The following is an 18,065-nucleotide window of genomic DNA, read 5'->3' as shown; positions in this document are numbered from 1 at the left end:
CGGACCGAGGCGTTCCTGATCCGCGGCCGTCCCACCAGGTGACACCGCCCAGGCGTCGGCGGGCGCGGGACCTGGCCTTCGCTCGTTCAGGGGGTGTCGGCGGACGCCGGAGGGCCGGCCGCCCCGCGCGGGGCTAACGTCGGCCCATGGCGCTGACCAGGGAGAAGGCCGGCGGAGGCCGGTTCCACAAGCTGCTGCGGGACCAGGTGCGCAACGAGTTCACCTCGGCCCAACAACTCCTCGCGATCGCGGTGTGGTTCGACGCCGGTGACCTCCCCCGCCTCGCCTCGCGCTTCTACTCCGAGGCGCTGGGCGGCCGCAACCGGGCCCTGATGATCGTGGCCTACCTGCGGGACGTCGGCGTGGACGTCGGCATCCCCGGCGTCGACAACGTGCACAACGACTTCGGCAGCGTCCGCGAACCCGTGGCACTCGCGCTGGAACAGGAACGGGCCAGCACCGCCGAGCTGTCAGCCCTCGCCAAGGTGGCCAGGGACGAGGGCGACCGGCTCGGCGAGCAGTTCCTCCAGTGGTTCCTCGCCGACCAGGTCGCCCGCAGCGCCCGCATGTCCAGCCTGAACCACGTGGTCCACCGCGCCGGCGACAACCTCTTCGACCTCGAACGCTTCCTGGCCAACGAACACCTGCACGGCGACGACGGCCCCCCGGACGGAGCCCCCCGAGTCGCCGGCGGCTGGGTCCACCGCCACCATCCCCACCGCACTCGCCATGCCCACCTCGCCGAGGCCCACCACGGGGACGGCGCCTGACCGCGCGGCCCCTCACCCCAGGTCGAGCCGCCCCTCCTTCGCGGCCCGCACGAACGCGGCGAACTCACCCGCCCCGAACACAAGCGCCGCCCCACCCGGATTCTTCGAGTCCCGCACCGCAGCCCCGGTCGCCCCAGACGCCACCTCGACACAGTTCGCGTTACCGCCGCCGCTGTGGCTCGACTTCCGCCAAGTCGCACCAGCGGGGACGCCAGCGATCTCCACACAGTTGCCGTTGCTGCCGGATGACTGGCTGGACTCCCGCCACTGAGTCACCGGGGCCACCTCGACACAGTTACCCCCACTGCCGTTGCTGTCGCTGCTCTTGCGTCAGGGTCCGATCTTGATCGTTGCCATGTGCCCTCCCGTTCGTGAGATGGCCTCGGGCCAGGGTACGAACGGTGAGCCTTGCTGGGGACGCCCAACGGTGGGGACCACCCGGGTGGACCCCGCCGCGCCGGCTGCTTCTTGGGTCAGCTCAGGTCGAGCCGCCCCTCCTTCACTGCGCTGACGAACGCGATGAACGGGGTCTGGGCGAAGACGAGCGCCGGTCCGGTCCGGTTCTTCGAGTCCCGCACCGCAGCGGCAGTCGCTACAGACCCCACCTCAACGCAGTTTCCTCCGTTGCCGGAGGATCGACTGGACTTCCGCCAAGCCGCACCAGCCGGGATGCCAGCGACCTCAACACAGGCTCCGTTGTTGCCGTTGGACCGGCTGGACTTGCGCCAGTGAGTAGCCGGGGCTACCTCGACACAGTTGCCTCCGTTGCCGTTGCTGTGGCTGCTCTTGCGCCAGGGTCCGATCTTGATCGTTGCCATATGCCCTCCCGCTCTAGCGACGGCCTCGGGCCAGCGTACGAACGGTGAGCCTTGCTGGGGACATGCGACGGCGGGGACCACCCGAGTGGCCCCCGCCGCCTATTGGATCAGCTCAGGTCGAGCTGGCCAGTCTTCACTGCGTCCACGAACGCGGTGAACGCGCTTGGTACGAAGACGAGCGCTGGGCCGCTTGGGTTCTTCGAGTCACGGACGGCCGCCACGTCCGCGACGGCAGTGATCTCGACACAATGCGCATTGTTTGCACCGCTTCGGCTCGACTTGCGCCACTTGGTGTGCGACAGGCTAGGCCCCGTCACCCCGGACCTCCTCTTGGTCGTTCTCCATCTCCTCGATCGACCGGGCCAAGAGCCCCCGCGTGTCCTCCACGCTCAGCGCGAGAGCCTTGATCCGGTCGTAAACCAGCGTATGGGTCTCCACCGAGCGCCCATCGGGATAGAAGGAGTTGGTGATGCCCTCGATGTAGACCACGGTTCGCTCGGGCTGAGCCAAGTCCACAAGCGTGAACGGTTGACCCATGGCGGGGTGTGGACGGCCGAAGGGAAGAACTTGGATCGTGACATTCGGCAGCGCGGACATCTGGAGAAGCTGCCGTAGTTGGCCCTGCATCACATCGTTGTGGGTGCGAAGCTGGTGCAACGCGGCCTCGGAGACTATGTGCTCCAGCGCCACGTTGCCCGACAGGATGATCTCTTGACGCTGCATCCGGCCCGAGATGAGGTGATCCCTATCCACTGGCCTGGTTGCCGTGGATGACTCGGTGAGGAGGGCGCGGGCGTAGTCCTCTGTTTGCAAGAGGCCATCGAACGTGTCGATGGCGAAAGCGCGTAGACGCTTGGCTCCCGCCAGCATCCCGACATATGCTCGGGCATCTGTCCGCACGTGTCCGTAGCTGACCCGACGTCGACCGTCAGCAGCAAGCGTTCGCACGAGGTCGTGATCTTCGGCGGGGACTGAGTAGAACTGGATGAGTCGGTCGGCCTCCGCATCGGTCACGCCGGTGTAGCCGTTTTCGATGCGCGACAGCTTCGTGCCATGCCACCGCATGTGCTCGGAGACCTGCTCCGGCGAGAGCTTCGCTTGATCGCGGTACTGCTTCAGCAGCTGGCCGAGCTGGATCTTGGCGATCACTGGTGGCGTTGACATGGCGTGACCCCTCTTCGTTCCGATCGAGCCCGGCTCGGCGGACAGTGTGCCCGGTTACGTTGAGTGACGATGGAAGCTCACCTCATCAGGGCAACGCCAGATGCAATTTCTATCTGTACCTTCGTGATCGTACCGGGAAGCTGGCGGACGAGGATGGGTTCCTCGGTCCTCGTGGTCATCCGGTGCAGGCCAGGACCGGGGCTGCTGCCCCATGTCGGCCTAGGTGTTTCTCTTGCCTGGAGCCGATCGTCACCGCACACAGGGGTTCCTCCTGTCTCGGTCCTGGCCCTCAACTTCACTGTCCTTCGGGTCTCCGCGTGTAGGGGGCGATCCTGTGCTTGTCGCCAACCGTGGTCTGGTCTTGCTCCTCGGCGGCTTGGTTGTGGCCGCAATCCCTCTGTCGATACCGCGTCATGCCCTCCGGGCGAACGGCGGTGGTCTGTCGCTGGCTGCCCTCCTTCGCCGTGTTGATGTGCGCAGACCGCGTCGGTCGCGGAGGCTTGTGCGGGAACTTTCCGACACGGCAACGGAAACGCTCTCTCGTGTTGAGGACGTCGTGGGTGGGTTGCGGCGCGTTCCTCCGGCGCGGAAGTGGGGCGAGACATGAAGATTCCTCCGCGTTGGCACCTGGTGAGTTACTACCGGATCAAGCGGGGGCAGCAAGTCCTTTGTGGACAGCGGACTCTGGATGACGACTACTGGTACCTCTGCCCCGGTGGGCCGGAGGGCTATGCCCTGGCACTCGCCCGGGAGTTCTTCCTGAAGGAGCGCGCCGTTCGCGGGGATCGGTGGGTGGTCACTGTCTACGTCCTCGCCAGTGAGCGCGGTACGCCCGAGTGTCGGTTGTGTTCGGTCTCGGTCACCGTTCCGGCCTGGGAGGAGCTGGCCCGCAAACCGATCAGTGGCCGGCTTCGCCCCTGGCCCGCCTGATCTGCCCGGCGCGGTCCCCTCCTCCCGTACCGCGCCGGGTTCAGGGCGGCGGGGTCGGTCCCCGACCCGGCCCCGCCGCCCCTCTTCCCCTCCTCGCGCAGCGTCCACTTTGGAGTGTGTCGTGTCCGTCTACGACTTTCCCGGCTACACCTGGCTTCCCTTCGAGGGCAAGCGACATGCCTATCCCGGCGCGGCGAAGCGCGACAAGGAGCCGGTCACCCTCTTCTGCCAGCTCGCCGCGTCCGCCTGGGCGTACGAGCTGGGTGCGCTGGAGCGGCTGTGGCCGGAGTGCGACATCTGCCGGGAGATGGTGGGCAAGGTGGTGGATCACCGCTCGGCGCTCCGGGAGCGGGCGCGCGACACCTTCCACGTCTACGGCGACCGTCCGCCCTACGGCTGGATCTCCCGCCACGGCGCGCCCCCGCCCTGACCCGGCGCGAGGATCAGCCCGACAGCGAAGGATCTTCATGTGCCATGTGAGTCCGAGCGAGTCCGAGCCGGAGATCGTGGTCAGCGCGGCGGTGGCGCTGACAGTCCGCACCCTGGCCGCGAAGTGCGGCGCCCCACCCGAGACCATCCTCCATCGACTGGTGTCGCTCGGCGTCGCCGTGGAGCACTCCCTGCGTCACGGGCGGCGGTGCAGCGTCCCGGACGGCCGGTCGACCGTGCACGTGTCGGCCTCGCGCACCACCAACCGACCCATCGTTCCCTGAACCCGCCAGGCAGTCCGCCCCGGAAGGAATCCCGTGACCACCACCATGATCCAGGCGCAGGCCGTCTCCGACCGCGTCGCCGACGGTCCCCTGCGGATCGGCACCCGCACCACGCCCCTCGCGCTCGCCCAGACGCGACGGGTCGTGGACGCGATCCAGGCCAGGGTGCCGGGACTGCCCGTCGAGCTGGTGAAGATCAGGACGACGGCGGACCTGTGGTCGGGCGACCTGGCGCGGATAGGCGGGAAGTCCAACTTCACCAAGGAGATCGACCACGCGCTCGTGCGCGGTCAGGTCGACCTCGCGGTGCACTCCCTGAAGGACGTGCCCGGCGACGTCCCGCTGCCAGCGGGAACCGCGCTCGCCGCCTACCTGGAGCGCGGCGACGTCCACGACGTCGTCGTGACCCGCGACGGCCGCCCCCTCGCCGACCTCCCGGCCGGCGCGAAGGTCGGCAGTTCCAGCGTGCGCCGGCGCGCCCAGATCGGCCTGTTCCGCCCGGACCTCGTGGTCGAGCGGGTTCGGGGCGGGGTGGACCGGCGGCTGGAGAAGCTGGACGCGGGCGAGTACGACGCGTTGCTCCTCGCCCGTGCCGGCCTGGAACGCCTGGGGCTGGCCGACCGCGTGACCGAGGTCCTGCCCACCGTGTGGAGCGACGGCGCCACGCCGGCGATCGTGCCCGCCGTCGGGGCGGCGATCATCGCCGTGCAGGTGCGCACGGCGGACGCGGTGATCACCGAACTCGCCGAGTCCTTCAGCCACGAGCCGACCGCGATCTGCGCCACCGCCGAACGCGCCCTGCTGCACGCGTTGCGCGGGCACTGCAACTCGCCCATCGCGGGGCACTGCCACATCACCCCGGACCGGCAGTTGTCCTTGGTGGGCATGGTGTTCTCCCGCGATGGCTCGCAGTGGGTCCACGCCCACCGCTGGGGCGCGCTCGACGATCCCGCGTCGCTCGGTGTCGCGGTGGCCGGCGATCTGCTCCACCAGGGTGCGCGCCGCCTGATCGAGGCGACCCGGAAATGAGCCGCGTCGTGCCCGGCCACCCGGCCACGTCGGCCGGGCTCATCCGGGACACCGGCGGGCGGGTGTTGGTCGTCCGGTCCCGGGGAGACCGGTGGTGGCACCTCCCGGGTGGTGTGGTCGAGCAGAACGAGACCCCGGCGGCGGCCTGCCACCGTGAGGTGAGCGAGGAACTGGGGCTCGCCCTCGCGGTGGGGCCGCTCCTCGTCGTGGCCTGGAAAGCCGCCCGCACCATCGGCCGCCGCGCCCGGTTCGCGTTCGTGTTCGATCTCGGGGTTCATTCCGCCGAGCTGTTCGCTGATCACGTGATGCCGCAGCGCCGCGAACTCGGCGCGTGGCAGTGGGCGACGCCGAGGGATGCTGTCAGCCTGCTGCACCGGCACGTCGCCCAACGCTTGTGCGCGGCGCTGCGCTCATCCCAGGGTGCTGTCTACCTGGAGCAGACGTGATCCGCGCCCCGCCGTGATCACGTGTTCTGGCGCACCGGGGCGGTGTTGGCGAGGTGGATCTGGAGGCTGGTCAGCCGGGGGACGCCGCCGAAGTGGCGCTCGGTCGACGCTTCGCGCCAGCAGGAGCGCAGTGCCGGCAGCTCGGGGTGGATCGCCTGGCTGTTGACCCGCTCCAACGCGCCGACCAGACCGAACCGGGCGACCACGTCGCGCAGGTCCGGAACGTCGTAGTAGTGGTCGTCGAACGAGCCGGCAGCCACGCCTTCCTCCGTCCACGTCAGTCGGCCGCTGCCGACACCGACCCCGACCGGAGCCGGCCAGAGTCAGGCTCACCTTACTAAGGCAACCCTAAGATCAGCACCCACCCCCGGTCGCACCCGTCTCTGGTCACCGAAAGCGATCGCCCAATAACTCCCACGACATCAGAAAGGAGACCCGTGCACGTTGACTGGGCTGAACTGCCGCCCGCTGTCCGCGACGCGATCCTGAGCCACACGGGACCGGTCAACGACGTCACCCCGATCCGGCGAGGCCAGAGTTGCGACTTGGCTGCCGTCCTCCATATCGCTCATCGGCGGGTGTTCGTCAAGGGCGTCCGGGGTGCGCGTACTCCTCGGATGCGACGGCTGCGGAACGAGACCACCCAAGGTGAGTTGGCGGCCGGTCTGGCCCCAGCGGTGCTGTTCCACGTCGACACTGATGACTGGCTGATCGTCGCTTTCGAGTACGTGGACGGCCGTCCAGCGAGCTTCGCGCCTGGTTCTCCGGATCTTCCGTTGGTCGCCGAGACCTTGGGACGTCTCAGCATGTGCGGCGCGCCGGAGATCCGGTCCCTCCGTGAGCGCTGGGCGGGCGGCAGGTGGTGGCACACGCTCGGCGGCGAACACCCCGAAGTGCTGGACGAGTGGGCGAAGTCGAACCTGACCAGACTGACTCGCTGGGAGCAGCGCGCGCCCGAACTGGTGGATGGGACTGTCCTGCTCCACACCGACCTCCACCAACAGCAGTTCCTCATCACCGAGTCCTCCGGCGTCCGCGTCATTGACTGGTCATGGCCGGCCGTCGGTGCCCCCTGGGTCGACACCGCCTTCCTCGTCATCCGGTTGATCGGTGCGGGCCACACCCCGGAACAGGCCGAGAAGTGGGCTGGGACTGTGCCGGGTTGGCACACGGCGTCTGAGGAAGCGCTCACCGCATTCGCGGCCTACGTCTCCGGCCTCTGGCGGTACCGCGCCATCACAGCCCCAGCCCCGGGCGGCGCGGCCCGCGCGACCACGGCCCAAACCTATGCGGCGCACCGACTTTCCTGAGACAAGGAGTGCCCAATCGATGGCCTGCCTTCCGGAGGCTGCGTCATGGCGGTGACCGACCAGCCCGAATCCGAGTGGGGCGCGCACCTGCGCTCGCTTGTCGCGAGTCTGGTCGAGCAGGGCGATCTCGTCTCTTCCCCGTGGCGTGCGGCGTTCGCCGCCATCCCTCGGCACGTCTTCGTTCCTCGCGTTCTGCGGCAGACCCCGGCCGGGCATCAGGTCCTCTCCGCCGACGCGGATCGAGAGCGGTGGTTGTCCACTGTGTACTCCGACGAGTCACTGGTGACCCAACAGCGCCCGCACGGTGCGGGATACAGGTTGCCCAGTGGTGAGCCGGTGCAGGTGCCGACCAGTTCGAGCACCATGCCGTCACTCATGGCCCGGATGCTTGAGGCGCTCGATGTGCGTGGCGGGCACCGGGTGTTGGAGATCGGCACCGGTACCGGCTACAACGCTGCCCTTCTGTCGCACCGGCTCGGTGCGGACAACGTGGTGAGCATCGACATCGACCCCAACCTCGTCACGACCGCCCGTCGTCATCTCGGCCGCCTGGGCCTGGCCCCGACCCTGGTCGTCGGCGACGGCGCCGGTGGCGTTCCTGAGCACGGTCCCTACGATCGGATCATCGCCACGGCCGCCGTGCCCGAGATTCCGGTCGCGTGGATCGAGCAGCTCGCACCCGGTGGCAAGATCCTCGCCAACGTTCGGGGCGACCTCTTCGGCGGGACCCTGTGTCTGCTGGCGAAGAAGGACGAGGACGACGAGGTGGTCGGGCCTTTTCTTCCCCTGGGCGGCCACTTCATGTGGGTCCGACCCCACATCGAGGACCCCCACCGACCGCACGAGATCATCCCGCCGGGCGGGCGTTCTGAGCCTGCCAGGACAACCACAAGCCCTGATGTGGCTCGCGTCGCCGAGATCGCCGACGACGACGGGTTCCGGTTCCTGCTGCAACTCCAGGTTTCCGGCGCCCGCGCCTTCCACCGGGGAACCAGGTCCGACCGGGGAACCGACCGCGAGGTGTTCGTCATCTCCGCTGCCGACGGTTCACGCGCCGAGGCGTTCATCGAACCTGACCACGACAAGGCGCACCGAGTGGTTCAGCAGGGTCCGCGCCGCCTGTGGGACACCGTGGAAGCGACCGTGCGACTGTGGACCCACCTCGGCCAACCTGCCCCGGACCGCTACGGCCTCGTTGCCACCGACACGACACAGTTCGTGTGGCTCGACAGCGACACGGGGTGGTACCGCTGGCCGCTCCCACTCGTGTGAGCCCGCGGCCCAGGGCAGGTTGGTCAGAGGGAGGGGGCGGGTTCGGCGGGGGTGGGTGTGGTCTGGGGTGGGGTGGTGGGGGCTGGCTTGTGGCGGCGGAGGGCGCCGTAGAGGACGCCGGCCACCACGGCGGTTCCGCCCACCACGTCGGTGAGGTGGATGGACTCGTTCAGGAGCAGTGCGGCCGAGGACATTCCGAAGAACGGCACGAGCATGGAGAACGGCGCGACCGTGCCCGCGTCGTAGGTGCGCAGGAGCCGGCCCCAGACCGCGAAACCGACCAGGGTGGCCACGCCGGCGACGTAGACCAGCGCGCCGATCGCCGTGAGGTCGAGCGAGGCCAGCGCGCGCAGGTCGGTGTCGACGCCTTCGGTGAGCAGGGAGAGGCCGAGGACGGGGATCGGCACGACCGCGCTCACCCAGACCATGAACCGGAAGCTGTCCGGTGGCGCGGCCTTGCGAGTGGCCACATTGGACACTCCCCAGGCGACAGCCGCCGCGATCACCAGGGCGAAGGCCAGGGGCGGGCGCTCGCCGCCGACGCCCGAGGCGACCACGGCCAGTCCGGCCACCGCCAGTCCCATGCCGACGAGCTGTCGCCGGTCGGGGCGCTCCCGGAGCAGGAGCACGGCCAGCAGGAGGGTGAAGACGGCCTGGGACTGGAGGACCAGTGAGGACAGTCCGGCCGGCATTCCCGCCGCCATTCCGGCGAACAGCAAGGAGAACTTGGCGACGCCGAGGGCGAGCCCGACGGTGAGCACCCAGCGCCACGGCACCCGGGGCGGCCCGACGAACAGCACCGCCGGGAAGGCGGCCAAGGCGAACCGGAGCGCGTTGAACAGCAGCGGCGGCAGATGGCCCAGCCCCACGTGGATGACGACGAAGTTGAAGCCCCACAGGAAGGCCACGCCGACGGCGAGGGCGATGTGACGTGGTCGCATGCGTCGATCCTCAGCGGGCCGAACGTTAAGCACAATCGCGTTGTAGTAAGGGTGTGTTGTTAGTGTGGCTTCATGATTGAGCTGGGTCGGCTGCGGGCGCTGCACGCCGTCGCGGCCTACGGGACCGTGACGGAAGCGGCCAGGGTGCTGTGCTGCACCCCGTCGGCGGTGTCGCAGCAACTGACGAAACTGGAGCGGGAGACCCGGTCCCGGCTGGTCGAGCGGGACGGCCGCCGGCTCCGGCTGACCGACGCCGGCCAGGTGCTGGCCGACCACGCCGCGCGGGTCCTCGACGCGGTGGAGCGCGCCGAGGTCGCCCTGGAGGCGGCCCAGCAGGACGTCGTGGGCGAGGTCCGGGTCGCCTCCTTCGCCACCGGCGCCCGCGCGCTGTTCCCGACCGTCCTGCCCGACCTCGCCGCGCGCCACCCCGAGCTGCGGGTGCGCGTGGTGGAGATGGACCCCTACCCGGCGCTGGACGACCTGGTCCGGGGCGGGGTGGACCTCGTGGTCGCGCACGACTGGCGGGGCATGCGGCTGCACTGGCCCTCGACCGCGGCCCGGCGGCCGCTCGGGCCGGACACCGTCGACCTCGTCGTGCCCGCCGCCCACCCGCTCGCGGCCCGACCGGTGGTGCCCACCGCCGAACTGCACGGCCTGGAGTGGGTCGCCCAGCCGCCGGGCACCATCTGCCACGACCTGCTGTTCAGCCTCGTCTCGGACCCCGTGATCCGGTGCTACGGCGAGTACGAGTTGCAACTCGCGCTGGTCGCCGTGGGGATCGGGGTGGCCATGGTGCCCCGGTTGGCGCGCCCGACGCTGCCGGCCGGGACCGTCGCGGTGCCGTTGGAGCCCGCGCCGACCCGGGAGGTGGCGCTGGCCTGGCGAGAGTCCTCGGCGGGCCGACCCAGCGTGCGGGCGGTGGCCGACGCGATCGAACGCGCCTGGTCGCGAACGGCGGGTTGACCCGTTCGTCCGCAATGGCAAGAGGCTGAACGGAGGATTGCCTTTTCTCCGCGATGGCGGCTGGTGAGGAAATCTGTCACCGGCGTCGGCATCCGGATGAAAAGTATGTCCGGCCGGACTGCGGTCCCGCGTTCCGTGGATAGCGTCGTCGGCGTTTCGGTCAACACCCATCGCACGAGAACCGTGGGGGAGACGTGAGGACGTCGAAGAGGTCGCTGTTGGCGACCACCGTGATCGGTGCGACCGCGCTCGTCGGGACGCTGTTCGCCGGCGCCGCCCAGGCAGAGCCCGGTGTGCTGGCCGGGCCGGGCATCTCGTACGTGAACCTCCGGATCGAGGGTCCGGACCGGACGATCTTCGAGGGGGTCGTGGCCACCAGGGGCCACGACGTGACCACCGCGACCGGTGGCACGCACCGGTGCGACGGCACCAACAACAACACCAACCCGACCCCGGGGCCGACGCCCACCGCCGCGCTGGACGACGCGGCCAAGAAGAAGGGCTTCACCTGGGACGGCCCGTACTACAAGGAGTTCGACGACTTCCTGGTCGCGCGGATCGCGGACGTCTCGCAGACCACCAAGAAGTTCTGGAACCTCGCCGTCGACTACAAGCTGCCCGACGTCGGCGGCTGTCAGTACCAGGTCAAGGCCGGCGAGCGGGTGCTGTGGGCCTACGACGGCTACGACCGGCCGCTGCTGGAGCTGGACGGCCCGTCCAGCGGCGAGGTCGGCCAGCCCGTGGTGCTGAAGGTGACCGACGGCCGCAACGGTCAGCCCGTCGCGGGCGCCGCGGTCGGCGGCGCGACGACCGACGCCAACGGCAACGCCACCGTCACCCCGACCCAGACCGGCCGGACCTGCTTCAAGGCCGAGAAGGCCGGCACCGTGCGGTCGGACCGGCACTGCGTCCACGTGAATTGACAATTCCGTGAACTGATCGGGGTTCTTCCCTGAATTCGGCGGGCGCGTCGTCCTCGCGGCGGCGCGCCCGCAGTCGTCCCCGTCACACAACTCCCATTTCCATTGACGCCCGTCGGTAGCGTGACCGGGTGGAGTTCAACGCCCTTGTCGCGCAGGCGCTGCGCACTGACCTGGAGGGTTGGGACTTCGACGCGTTCTTCGCCGGACGCTACGTCGAGACCCCGCCGTCCTGGGACTTCGCCAGGCTGGTGAAGTCCCGCCTCGCCGAGGTGGACTCGCTGCTCGACCTCGGCACCGGCGGCGGCGAGCTGCTGGCCTCGCTCGCGCCGCTGCCGCCGAGAACCGCGGCCACCGAGGGGTTCGCGCCGAACGTGCCGGTCGCGAGAGAGCGGCTGACCCCGCTGGGCGTCGAGGTCGCCGACGTGACCGACGCGGAGGACGACGCGCTGCCGTTCCCCGACCACTCGTTCGCCCTGATCTCCTCGCGCCACGAGTCCTACGACCCGAAGGAGATCCGGCGCGTCCTCAGGCCGGGCGGGGTGTTCGTCACGCAGCAGGTCGGCGGGCACGACCTGGAGGAGGTCAACGCCGCGCTCGGCGCGCCGGAGCACGGCTACCGGGAGTGGACGCTGGACGCGGCCGTGGCCGGGCTGGAGGCCGAGGACTTCGAGATCCTGGCGCGCCGTGAGGAGCGCCCGGCCGCGACCTTCACCGACGTCGGCGCGGTGGTGTCGTTCGTGCGCATCGCGCCGTGGCAGATCCCCGACTTCGACGTGGAGCGCTACCGGGACCGGCTGCGCGCCCTGCACGAGCGGATGGAGCGCGACGGCGGGCTGCGGGTGCGCACCCACCGGTTCGTGATCGTCGCCCGTTCCCGGGCGTGAGCGGCGGACTTTCCCGTTCGGACAGTCGGGCGGGCGGCGTCTAGGCTCGTCGGCGTGCTTCCTGAGGTGACCGCGGTGCGGTACGTGACGCCGCTCCGCGAAGGCGGTTCCCTGCCCGGCGTGATCGAGACCGACGATCTCGGAACCTACGTGGTGAAGTTCCGGGGCGCCGGGCAGGGACCGAAGGCGTTGGTGGCCGAGGTGATCGGCGGCGAGCTGGCCCGCCGGCTCGGCCTGCGCACGCCCGAGCTGGTCCTGGTCGACCTGGACCCGGCGCTGGCGCCGGCCGAGCCGGACCAGGAGGTGCAGGACCTGCTGCGGGCCAGCGCCGGCCGCAACCTCGGCGTGGACTTCCTGCCCGGCGCGCTCGGCTTCGACGCGGTGTCGTTCGCGCCGGAGCCCGACCTGGCCGCCAGGGTCGTGTGGCTGGACGGCCTGATCGGCAACGTCGACCGGAGCTGGCGCAACCCGAACATGGTGGTGTGGCACGGAGAGCTGTGGCTGATCGACCACGGCGCGTCGCTGATCTTCCACCACAACTGGCGGAACGCGGAGCAGTCGGTGCGGCGGCCCTACGACGCCAGCGACCACGCGATGGCGCCGTTCGTCGGCGATCTGTCCACTGTGGACCGTGAGTTGACCGCGCTGGTCACCCCCGACCTGCTGGCCGAGGTCGTCGCTCTCGTGCCCGACGACTGGCTGGCCGACGAACCCGGCTTCGACGGCGTCGACGCGGTGCGGGCGGCCTACGTCCGCCACCTCTCCGAGCGCGTCGCGTCCTCCACCGTCTGGCTGCCGGAGGTGGCGGCATGAGCGGCAACGCCCAGGGGCGCCGGCCCTTCGAGTACGCGGTGATCCAGCTCGTGCCGAGGATCGAGCGCAACGAGCGGATCAACGTCGGGGTCCTGCTCTACTGCCAGAGCGGGGACTTCCTGGCCGCCCGCACCCACCTCGCGCCGGAGCGCGTGCGGGCGCTGGACGCGACCGTGGACGTCGAGGGCGTCCGGGCCGCGCTGCGCGCGATGGAGTCGACCTGCCTCGGCGGCGCCTCCGGCGGCCCGGCGGGCAGCCACATGAGCCAGGGGCAGCGGTTCCGCTGGCTGACCGCGCCGCGCAGCACCATCCTCCAGGCCGGTCCGGTCCACACCGGACTGACCGCCGACCCCGAGGCGGAACTCGAACGCCTGCTGGACCTCCTGGTCCGCTGACCGTCCACTTCGGACCCCGCTCGCGACGGCCCGCGAGCGGGGTCCGTGGCGTCGTCGGCGCGGGGAGCCGGCCGCGACCACACGGCCGGCTGAGGTGAGGGGCGCGCCGGGGTCGACGAGAGTGGAGCCCTCTTCCGGCCAGCGACCCCATCCCGTGGGGGAGAGGCCACGCCGGACGAGATCGAGGTTCTGGCCGAGCTGGTGAGAGCCGCCCGGGAGACGTCGGCGGAGCGCCACATGTCGGAGCGCACCCTGGGGCGGCGGCGACCTGGCCGGCCGATGTCGCTGATCAAGTGTCGCTGGTCAAGGTGACAGCGAGTGGCGAGCGAGTGGCGAGCGGGCGCGGGAGGCCGGGGTGTGGGTGGCCGGTCGTCGGTGAGGGGCCCATGGAGTCGGCGCGTGGGCCTGGTTGTTGGTGCGTCGTGGGGATGCGGCGCCGGTGGCGTCGACCGTGTTTTAGTCTGTCGTTCCCGGTGATCACCGGGACTCAGGAAGCCTGAGCACGGCGTGACGAGCGGCGTGCGGACCGGGAGCGACACGATGACCCGTTCGGCCCGTGACCTGCTGGAGACGATCCGGCGCGACCTGACCCACGACGACGACGCCAACCGCCTGGTCCCCCTGGTGGCGGCGGGGCGGGCGCCCCTGACCGTGATCGGCGACCTCGCGGCCGAGCAGCACCACGTGATCAGCAGCGACTGGCGCAGCTTCCTCGCGCTGGCCGCCCGCGCGACCACCCCCGAGGCCAGGGAGTTCTTCACCGGCCTCGCGCAGGGCGAGGGCGTCGCGCTGGCCCGGCTGGCCGACCTGGCCGCCGCCACCGGACGCGACCCGGAGGCCCTGGACGACCACGAGCCCGAGCCCGGCTGCCAGGGCTACCCCTCCTACCTCGCGTGGCTGGCGCTCAACGGCGACCCGGACGCCGTCGTGCTCGCGCTGACGGTCAACTTCGCCGCCTGGGGCGGCTACTGCGGCGCCCTCGCCCAGGGCCTGCGCGAGCACTACGGGTTCGACGACAAGGCGTGCGGCTTCTTCGACTTCTTCGCCACGCCGGCGCCGGACATGGAGGAGCGGGCGTTGGCCATCGTCCAGTCCGCCCTGGACGCCGGCAAGGACCTCGCCCTGTCCCACCGGCACGCCCGCATGCTCCAGGGCTACGAGTTGATCTTCTGGAACACCCTGGCCGACCGCGTCGTCTGAGTTCCCGGCTGGTCGCCCCGCGCGCCGTGGTGTTGTCTGGGCGCATGACGACCGAGTCCGTGACCCGCCGGCACGCCTACGCCGAGGCGGCCCACGCGTTCGTCGACCTGGTTCGCCGCGTCGAACCGGACGCGTGGGCGCGCCCGGCGCTGGGGGAGTGGACGGTCCGGGACCTGGTGGGCCACACCAGCCGGGCGCTGGCGACCGTCGAGACAGCGATCTCCAGCCCCGCCACCCACGCCGGACTCGCCGACCCGGTGGCCTACTACCTGGCCGCCTCGGCGGTCGACCACGCCGCGGTGGCCGATCGCGGCCGGGAGGCCGGGCGCGCCTTGTGCGACGACCCGGCTACGGCCGTCGCGGAGCTGTGCGACCGCGTGCTCGGCGCGGTGGCGCGCACGCCGGACGAGGCGCTGGTGGCCACGCGGCTCGGCGGGATGCGGCTGATCGACTACCTGCCGACCCGGACCTTCGAGCTGACTGTCCACACGGGAGACATCGCGCGCGCCCTCGCGCTGCCCGGACCCGACATCTCGTTGGCACTGCACGAAAGTCTGCGGCTCGCCGCCGAACTGGCCTTCGCGACCGGTCGTGGCGAACCGGCCCTCCTCGCCCTCACCGGCCGCCGCGACCTCTCCTCGGGCTTCTCCGTTCTGTAGCCGGTGACGGCACGGCCGGGAATCGTCCCATGTGGATGATCAGCTCGCCGGCAGGAGCAACGTCACGGCTTGTTCAGGTAGGTGAGGACGGCGAGGACGCGGCGGTTGCTGTTGTCGTCGTCGGTGATGCCGAGCTTGCCGAACAGCGAGGTGGTGTACTTGCTGACGGCGCTCTCGCTGAGGAAGAGCCGCTGGGCGATGGCCTGGTTGGACAACCCCTCGGCCATGAGGCTGAGCACGGAGTGCTCGCGTTCGGTGAGCTGGTCGAGCCGCCGGTGGGAGGACCCGCTGGACAGCAGCTTGGAGATCACGGCGGGGTCGATGGCCGTCCCGCCCGCGGCGACGCGTTCCAGGGCGTCGACGAACTGGTCGGCGTCGAACACGCTCTCCTTGAGGAGGTAGCCGACGCCGCCGGAGCCGTCGGCCAGGAGCTCCCGGGCGTAGAGCTGTTCGACGTGCTGGGACAGGATCAGGACCGGCAGCCCGGGCAGTTCGGCGCGGGCGGCGAGTGCCGCCCGCAGGCCCTCGTCCGACTGGGTCGGTGGCATGCGGACGTCGATGACGGAGACGTCCGGCCGCCACTTCCGCAGCGCGTCGAGCGTCTCGGGCCCGGTGGACGCCGTCGCGACCACCTCGTGCCCGTACGCCTCCAGGAGGCGGACCAGCCCGTCGCGCAGCAGGTAGAGGTCCTCGGCTACAACGATTCGCATGGCACCATCATCCGCGCGCGGGTCGGACCGCCGGCCGGGCTGGTGAGCTCCAGCGTCCCGTCGAAGACCGCGAGGCGGCGGCGCAGTCCCGCGAGTCCACCGCCGGGGCGCTCGTCGGCCCCGCCTCGGCCGTTGTCCTCGACCTCCACGACGATGCCGGTCTCGTCCCGGGTGATGGTGATCCGCGCGCGGGTCGCGTGGGCGTGCTTGACGGCGTTGGTCAGCAGTTCCGACACTCCGAAGTAGACGGCGGACTCGATCGGCGGGTCCAGGCGCAGTCGTCCTTCGGCGCTGACGCTGGTTTCGAGCGGGCTGTCCAGGGCGAGCGCGCGCACGGCGTCGACGAGCCCCCGCTCGGTCAGCACCGGCGGGTTGATTCCCCTCACCAGTTCGCGGAGCTCGGTCAGCGATGTGGCGGCGCCGGCCCGCGCGTCCCGCAGCAGCGCCTTGGCCTGTTCGGGGTTGGTTTCCATCAGTTTCTCCGCCGTGGCCAGGGAAAGCCCGAGCGCGACCAGGCGGGCCTGCGCCCCGTCGTGCAGGTCGCGCTCAATTCGGCGGATTTCGGCGGCCTGTGCGACGGTCGCGTCCGCGCGCTGGGCCGTCAGCTCGTCCACCCGGTCCGCCAGCACCATCGCCGGCGACGGGCGCAGGAAGCGGACGGCCACCGGCCTGACGGGCCGCCAGGCGAACGGCGCGCTGGCGACCGCCACGACCAGACCGAGCACGCCGACGACGCGAGGGACGAACGACGGCTGGGCGAGCCCGAGGACCGCTCCCGCGACCCCGGCCGGCGGGACGGCGGCGACCACCCCCGCCGTGACCGGAGCGATCGCCATGAACCGCAGGTCACGCCACGTGGCAGGGTCGTGCAACCACATGCGCCACCTCTGGTCCTTGTGCGCGTCGCGCTGGTTGCGCTCGTAGGAGAAGCCGTTCCACCAGTACCCGGTCGACAAGCGGATCACCGGTCCCGGCTCCCGGTATCCGCCCGGAATGTCGGTGCCGGTCCACTTCGCGACGAGGGAGCGAAACATCCGGCAAACCGGACGGGACATGGCGAAAGTGCCGAGAACCGCCCAGAAGAGCGCCGCTACCCACATCCCTCCGCCCAACCAGAGCGACAGTGCCACGGCTGCGACCCAGATGGCCGGGACCAGCGTGCTCACCACCACGACGACGCACGCTCGCACGAATCCCGTGCAGGCGCTCGCCACCCACGATCCCAGCTGTCTCATCAGCCCTTTCCTCCTCACGCGCCCCAGCCGTAGCACCCACGACTCCCGTCGGCACGGCTCGTTGACTCCACTGTGCACCCTTCGCGGCCCGATTCCCGTCGCATCGGCGCGGAAGTGGGCCCAGACCCACCCAGCCCTGCGTCCAGGCCCATACCGCCCCGGCCGCGCGCTCCCTAACTTTGAGTCCACACCGGACGGAACAGGGAAGAAGGAGCCATGGAAACCGCCAACAGCACCGCGGCCGCCCACGTCAACCACTCGCACATCCAGCAGGCCTTCGACAGGGCGAAGAAGTTCATCGGGGTTTACGGAGTGTTCAGCGCCCTGGTCCTCGTCCTGGTCATCCTCTTCTCCGTCATGGGCCGGGACGTGACCTCGTTCATGTGGGGCCGAGCAGGCGGGGTGTTGGCGAGCGCCCTGATCTCCTACTGGCTCGCCGGGCGCGCCGCCAGGGGAGCGCGCTCGGCCTATCTCCGCGTGCGCATCATCTCCGTCGTCGCGCCCATCGCGATCATCGCCATCGACAGCATCCCCGGCGCCCTCCCCCCGTGGTTCGCCGTGATGCAGATCGGTGGCGCCATCGCCCTCCTCCCAGCCACCTTCATCATCAACCGCCCCGACATCCGCGCCGCCTTCCCCAAGTCACGCTGACCGAACCTCCCTGGCTCGGCAGAGGTTCGTGTGCTCGCCCGGCGGGGCCTCGTCCGTTCGCGGGTCGGCCGTTCGTCCGCCGGCTGATCGTCGGATCCGGCTCTCCGGAGCAGTGTTCCCCCCGAATGGCGGCTGACACCGCTGAGCCTTTCGGGAGCACACTGGCAGGGCGTCACGCGTGACCGCCAAGAAATGTGTCCGGCGCTGATCGCGACGGGGGAACGTCGAGAGCGTTCCGC

Annotated in this window: 24 protein-coding genes; 16 read left to right on the top strand and 8 right to left on the bottom strand. The window is 70.5% G+C overall.

Annotated features, from left to right (window positions below; all coding sequences use genetic code 11):
* The first annotated feature begins 146 nt into the window (after positions 1 to 146).
* Positions 147 to 770 (top strand): ferritin, encoded by a 624-nt coding sequence (locus BUE43_RS29470; RefSeq protein ID WP_073489603.1) that lies wholly within the window; start codon positions 147 to 149, stop codon positions 768 to 770.
* A gap of 12 nt (positions 771 to 782) precedes the next feature.
* Here the strand turns inward: BUE43_RS29470 and BUE43_RS29465 are convergent, their stop codons facing one another.
* From BUE43_RS29465 to BUE43_RS29450, 4 genes are all read right to left on the bottom strand, one after another.
* Positions 783 to 1,046 (bottom strand): DUF397 domain-containing protein, encoded by a 264-nt coding sequence (locus BUE43_RS29465; protein WP_200797719.1) that lies wholly within the window; start codon positions 1,044 to 1,046, stop codon positions 783 to 785.
* 197 nt (positions 1,047 to 1,243) lie between these two features.
* Positions 1,244 to 1,588: a DUF397 domain-containing protein gene (locus BUE43_RS29460; protein WP_073489601.1), complete on the bottom strand. Its 345-nt coding sequence runs from the start codon at positions 1,586 to 1,588 to the stop codon at positions 1,244 to 1,246.
* A 107-nt stretch (positions 1,589 to 1,695) separates the two neighbouring features.
* Positions 1,696 to 1,905, bottom strand: coding sequence for a DUF397 domain-containing protein (locus BUE43_RS29455; protein WP_073489600.1), 210 nt, complete (start codon positions 1,903 to 1,905; stop codon positions 1,696 to 1,698).
* Complete coding sequence (locus BUE43_RS29450) at positions 1,892 to 2,737, bottom strand: helix-turn-helix domain-containing protein (protein ID WP_073489599.1); 846 nt, start codon at positions 2,735 to 2,737, stop codon at positions 1,892 to 1,894. The genes BUE43_RS29455 and BUE43_RS29450 overlap by 14 nt, the downstream gene beginning before the upstream one ends.
* Before the next feature lie 618 nt (positions 2,738 to 3,355).
* Between BUE43_RS29450 and BUE43_RS29445 the strand changes: the two genes are divergently transcribed.
* The 5 genes from BUE43_RS29445 (at position 3,356) to BUE43_RS29425 (ending at position 5,870) form a co-directional block, all read left to right on the top strand.
* A complete protein-coding gene (locus BUE43_RS29445; protein WP_143174475.1) occupies positions 3,356 to 3,682 on the top strand; it encodes a hypothetical protein in 327 nt (108 codons plus the stop codon).
* A 121-nt stretch (positions 3,683 to 3,803) separates the two neighbouring features.
* Positions 3,804 to 4,112: a hypothetical protein gene (locus BUE43_RS29440; RefSeq protein ID WP_073489597.1), complete on the top strand. Its 309-nt coding sequence runs from the start codon at positions 3,804 to 3,806 to the stop codon at positions 4,110 to 4,112.
* Positions 4,113 to 4,158: 46 nt separating this feature from the next.
* Positions 4,159 to 4,395, top strand: coding sequence for a hypothetical protein (locus BUE43_RS29435; protein WP_073489596.1), 237 nt, complete (start codon positions 4,159 to 4,161; stop codon positions 4,393 to 4,395).
* Positions 4,396 to 4,428: 33 nt separating this feature from the next.
* Positions 4,429 to 5,424 carry a hydroxymethylbilane synthase gene (gene hemC / locus BUE43_RS29430; RefSeq protein ID WP_200797718.1) on the top strand — a complete coding sequence of 332 codons (996 nt, stop codon included), beginning with the start codon at positions 4,429 to 4,431 and terminating at the stop codon, positions 5,422 to 5,424.
* Positions 5,421 to 5,870: an NUDIX domain-containing protein gene (locus BUE43_RS29425; RefSeq protein WP_073489595.1), complete on the top strand. Its 450-nt coding sequence runs from the start codon at positions 5,421 to 5,423 to the stop codon at positions 5,868 to 5,870. Before hemC ends, BUE43_RS29425 begins: the two co-directional genes overlap by 4 nt.
* A 17-nt stretch (positions 5,871 to 5,887) precedes the next feature.
* Here BUE43_RS29425 and BUE43_RS29420 read toward each other — a convergent pair whose 3' ends face one another.
* Positions 5,888 to 6,130 (bottom strand): hypothetical protein, encoded by a 243-nt coding sequence (locus BUE43_RS29420; protein ID WP_073489594.1) that lies wholly within the window; start codon positions 6,128 to 6,130, stop codon positions 5,888 to 5,890.
* 177 nt (positions 6,131 to 6,307) lie between these two features.
* On the opposite strand from BUE43_RS29420, the gene BUE43_RS29415 reads away from it, so the two are divergent.
* Together BUE43_RS29415 and BUE43_RS29410 are read left to right on the top strand one after the other, a co-directional pair.
* Complete coding sequence (locus tag BUE43_RS29415) at positions 6,308 to 7,180, top strand: aminoglycoside phosphotransferase/kinase family protein (protein ID WP_200797717.1); 873 nt, start codon at positions 6,308 to 6,310, stop codon at positions 7,178 to 7,180.
* Positions 7,181 to 7,225: 45 nt separating this feature from the next.
* Positions 7,226 to 8,452 (top strand): methyltransferase domain-containing protein, encoded by a 1,227-nt coding sequence (locus BUE43_RS29410; RefSeq protein WP_073489593.1) that lies wholly within the window; start codon positions 7,226 to 7,228, stop codon positions 8,450 to 8,452.
* Between the two features lie 23 nt (positions 8,453 to 8,475).
* Here BUE43_RS29410 and BUE43_RS29405 read toward each other — a convergent pair whose 3' ends face one another.
* Entirely contained in the window at positions 8,476 to 9,393 is a 918-nt protein-coding gene (locus tag BUE43_RS29405; protein ID WP_073489592.1) for an EamA family transporter, read from the bottom strand.
* A gap of 72 nt (positions 9,394 to 9,465) precedes the next feature.
* Between BUE43_RS29405 and BUE43_RS29400 the strand changes: the two genes are divergently transcribed.
* From BUE43_RS29400 to BUE43_RS29370, 7 genes are all read left to right on the top strand, one after another.
* Positions 9,466 to 10,356 (top strand): LysR family transcriptional regulator, encoded by an 891-nt coding sequence (locus BUE43_RS29400; protein ID WP_073489591.1) that lies wholly within the window; start codon positions 9,466 to 9,468, stop codon positions 10,354 to 10,356.
* Positions 10,357 to 10,550: 194 nt separating this feature from the next.
* A complete protein-coding gene (locus BUE43_RS33865) occupies positions 10,551 to 11,279 on the top strand; it encodes a DUF4430 domain-containing protein (protein WP_073489590.1) in 729 nt (242 codons plus the stop codon).
* 128 nt (positions 11,280 to 11,407) lie between these two features.
* Positions 11,408 to 12,163: a class I SAM-dependent methyltransferase gene (locus BUE43_RS29390; protein ID WP_073489589.1), complete on the top strand. Its 756-nt coding sequence runs from the start codon at positions 11,408 to 11,410 to the stop codon at positions 12,161 to 12,163.
* Between the two features lie 54 nt (positions 12,164 to 12,217).
* Positions 12,218 to 12,976: a HipA family kinase gene (locus BUE43_RS29385; RefSeq protein WP_073489588.1), complete on the top strand. Its 759-nt coding sequence runs from the start codon at positions 12,218 to 12,220 to the stop codon at positions 12,974 to 12,976.
* The gene (locus BUE43_RS29380; protein WP_073489587.1) at positions 12,973 to 13,371 is read left to right on the top strand and encodes a DUF3037 domain-containing protein; all 399 of its coding nucleotides are present in this window, start codon (positions 12,973 to 12,975) and stop codon (positions 13,369 to 13,371) included. Before BUE43_RS29385 ends, BUE43_RS29380 begins: the two co-directional genes overlap by 4 nt.
* 540 nt (positions 13,372 to 13,911) lie before the next feature.
* Positions 13,912 to 14,571: a thiaminase II/PqqC family protein gene (locus BUE43_RS29375; protein ID WP_073489644.1), complete on the top strand. Its 660-nt coding sequence runs from the start codon at positions 13,912 to 13,914 to the stop codon at positions 14,569 to 14,571.
* 44 nt (positions 14,572 to 14,615) lie between these two features.
* Entirely contained in the window at positions 14,616 to 15,230 is a 615-nt protein-coding gene (locus BUE43_RS29370) for a maleylpyruvate isomerase N-terminal domain-containing protein (protein ID WP_073489586.1), read from the top strand.
* Between the two features lie 62 nt (positions 15,231 to 15,292).
* Here BUE43_RS29370 and BUE43_RS29365 read toward each other — a convergent pair whose 3' ends face one another.
* Positions 15,293 to 15,940 (bottom strand): response regulator transcription factor, encoded by a 648-nt coding sequence (locus BUE43_RS29365; protein WP_073489585.1) that lies wholly within the window; start codon positions 15,938 to 15,940, stop codon positions 15,293 to 15,295.
* Complete coding sequence (locus BUE43_RS29360; RefSeq protein ID WP_234995991.1) at positions 15,925 to 16,974, bottom strand: sensor histidine kinase; 1,050 nt, start codon at positions 16,972 to 16,974, stop codon at positions 15,925 to 15,927. The genes BUE43_RS29365 and BUE43_RS29360 overlap by 16 nt, the downstream gene beginning before the upstream one ends.
* 417 nt (positions 16,975 to 17,391) lie before the next feature.
* Here BUE43_RS29360 and BUE43_RS29355 point away from each other — a divergent pair, with 417 nt between their 5' ends.
* Positions 17,392 to 17,826 carry a hypothetical protein gene (locus BUE43_RS29355; protein ID WP_073489583.1) on the top strand — a complete coding sequence of 145 codons (435 nt, stop codon included), beginning with the start codon at positions 17,392 to 17,394 and terminating at the stop codon, positions 17,824 to 17,826.
* Positions 17,827 to 18,065 lie beyond the last annotated feature (239 nt).

Origin of the sequence: Streptoalloteichus hindustanus (assembly GCF_900129375.1) — a bacterium.
Taxonomy (GTDB): Bacteria; Actinomycetota; Actinomycetes; order Mycobacteriales; family Pseudonocardiaceae; genus Streptoalloteichus; species Streptoalloteichus hindustanus.
This window is presented reverse-complemented; position numbering and strand designations above follow the sequence as displayed.

Excerpts from the sequence above, each read along its gene's own strand:
- BUE43_RS29470 (WP_073489603.1), top strand. The coding sequence starts at position 147 with ATGGCGCTGACCAGGGAGAAGGCCGGCGGAGGCCGGTTCCACAAGCTG.
- BUE43_RS29460 (WP_073489601.1), bottom strand. The coding sequence starts at position 1,588 with ATGGCAACGATCAAGATCGGACCCTGGCGCAAGAGCAGCCACAGCAAC.
- BUE43_RS29445 (WP_143174475.1), top strand. The coding sequence starts at position 3,356 with ATGAAGATTCCTCCGCGTTGGCACCTGGTGAGTTACTACCGGATCAAG.
- BUE43_RS29425 (WP_073489595.1), top strand. The coding sequence starts at position 5,421 with ATGAGCCGCGTCGTGCCCGGCCACCCGGCCACGTCGGCCGGGCTCATC.
- BUE43_RS29410 (WP_073489593.1), top strand. The coding sequence starts at position 7,226 with ATGGCGGTGACCGACCAGCCCGAATCCGAGTGGGGCGCGCACCTGCGC.
- BUE43_RS29405 (WP_073489592.1), bottom strand. The coding sequence starts at position 9,393 with ATGCGACCACGTCACATCGCCCTCGCCGTCGGCGTGGCCTTCCTGTGG.
- BUE43_RS29400 (WP_073489591.1), top strand. The coding sequence starts at position 9,466 with ATGATTGAGCTGGGTCGGCTGCGGGCGCTGCACGCCGTCGCGGCCTAC.
- BUE43_RS29380 (WP_073489587.1), top strand. The coding sequence starts at position 12,973 with ATGAGCGGCAACGCCCAGGGGCGCCGGCCCTTCGAGTACGCGGTGATC.
- BUE43_RS29375 (WP_073489644.1), top strand. The coding sequence starts at position 13,912 with ATGACCCGTTCGGCCCGTGACCTGCTGGAGACGATCCGGCGCGACCTG.
- BUE43_RS29370 (WP_073489586.1), top strand. The coding sequence starts at position 14,616 with ATGACGACCGAGTCCGTGACCCGCCGGCACGCCTACGCCGAGGCGGCC.
- BUE43_RS29365 (WP_073489585.1), bottom strand. The coding sequence starts at position 15,940 with ATGCGAATCGTTGTAGCCGAGGACCTCTACCTGCTGCGCGACGGGCTG.
- BUE43_RS29360 (WP_234995991.1), bottom strand. The coding sequence starts at position 16,974 with ATGTTTCGCTCCCTCGTCGCGAAGTGGACCGGCACCGACATTCCGGGC.
- BUE43_RS29355 (WP_073489583.1), top strand. The coding sequence starts at position 17,392 with ATGGAAACCGCCAACAGCACCGCGGCCGCCCACGTCAACCACTCGCAC.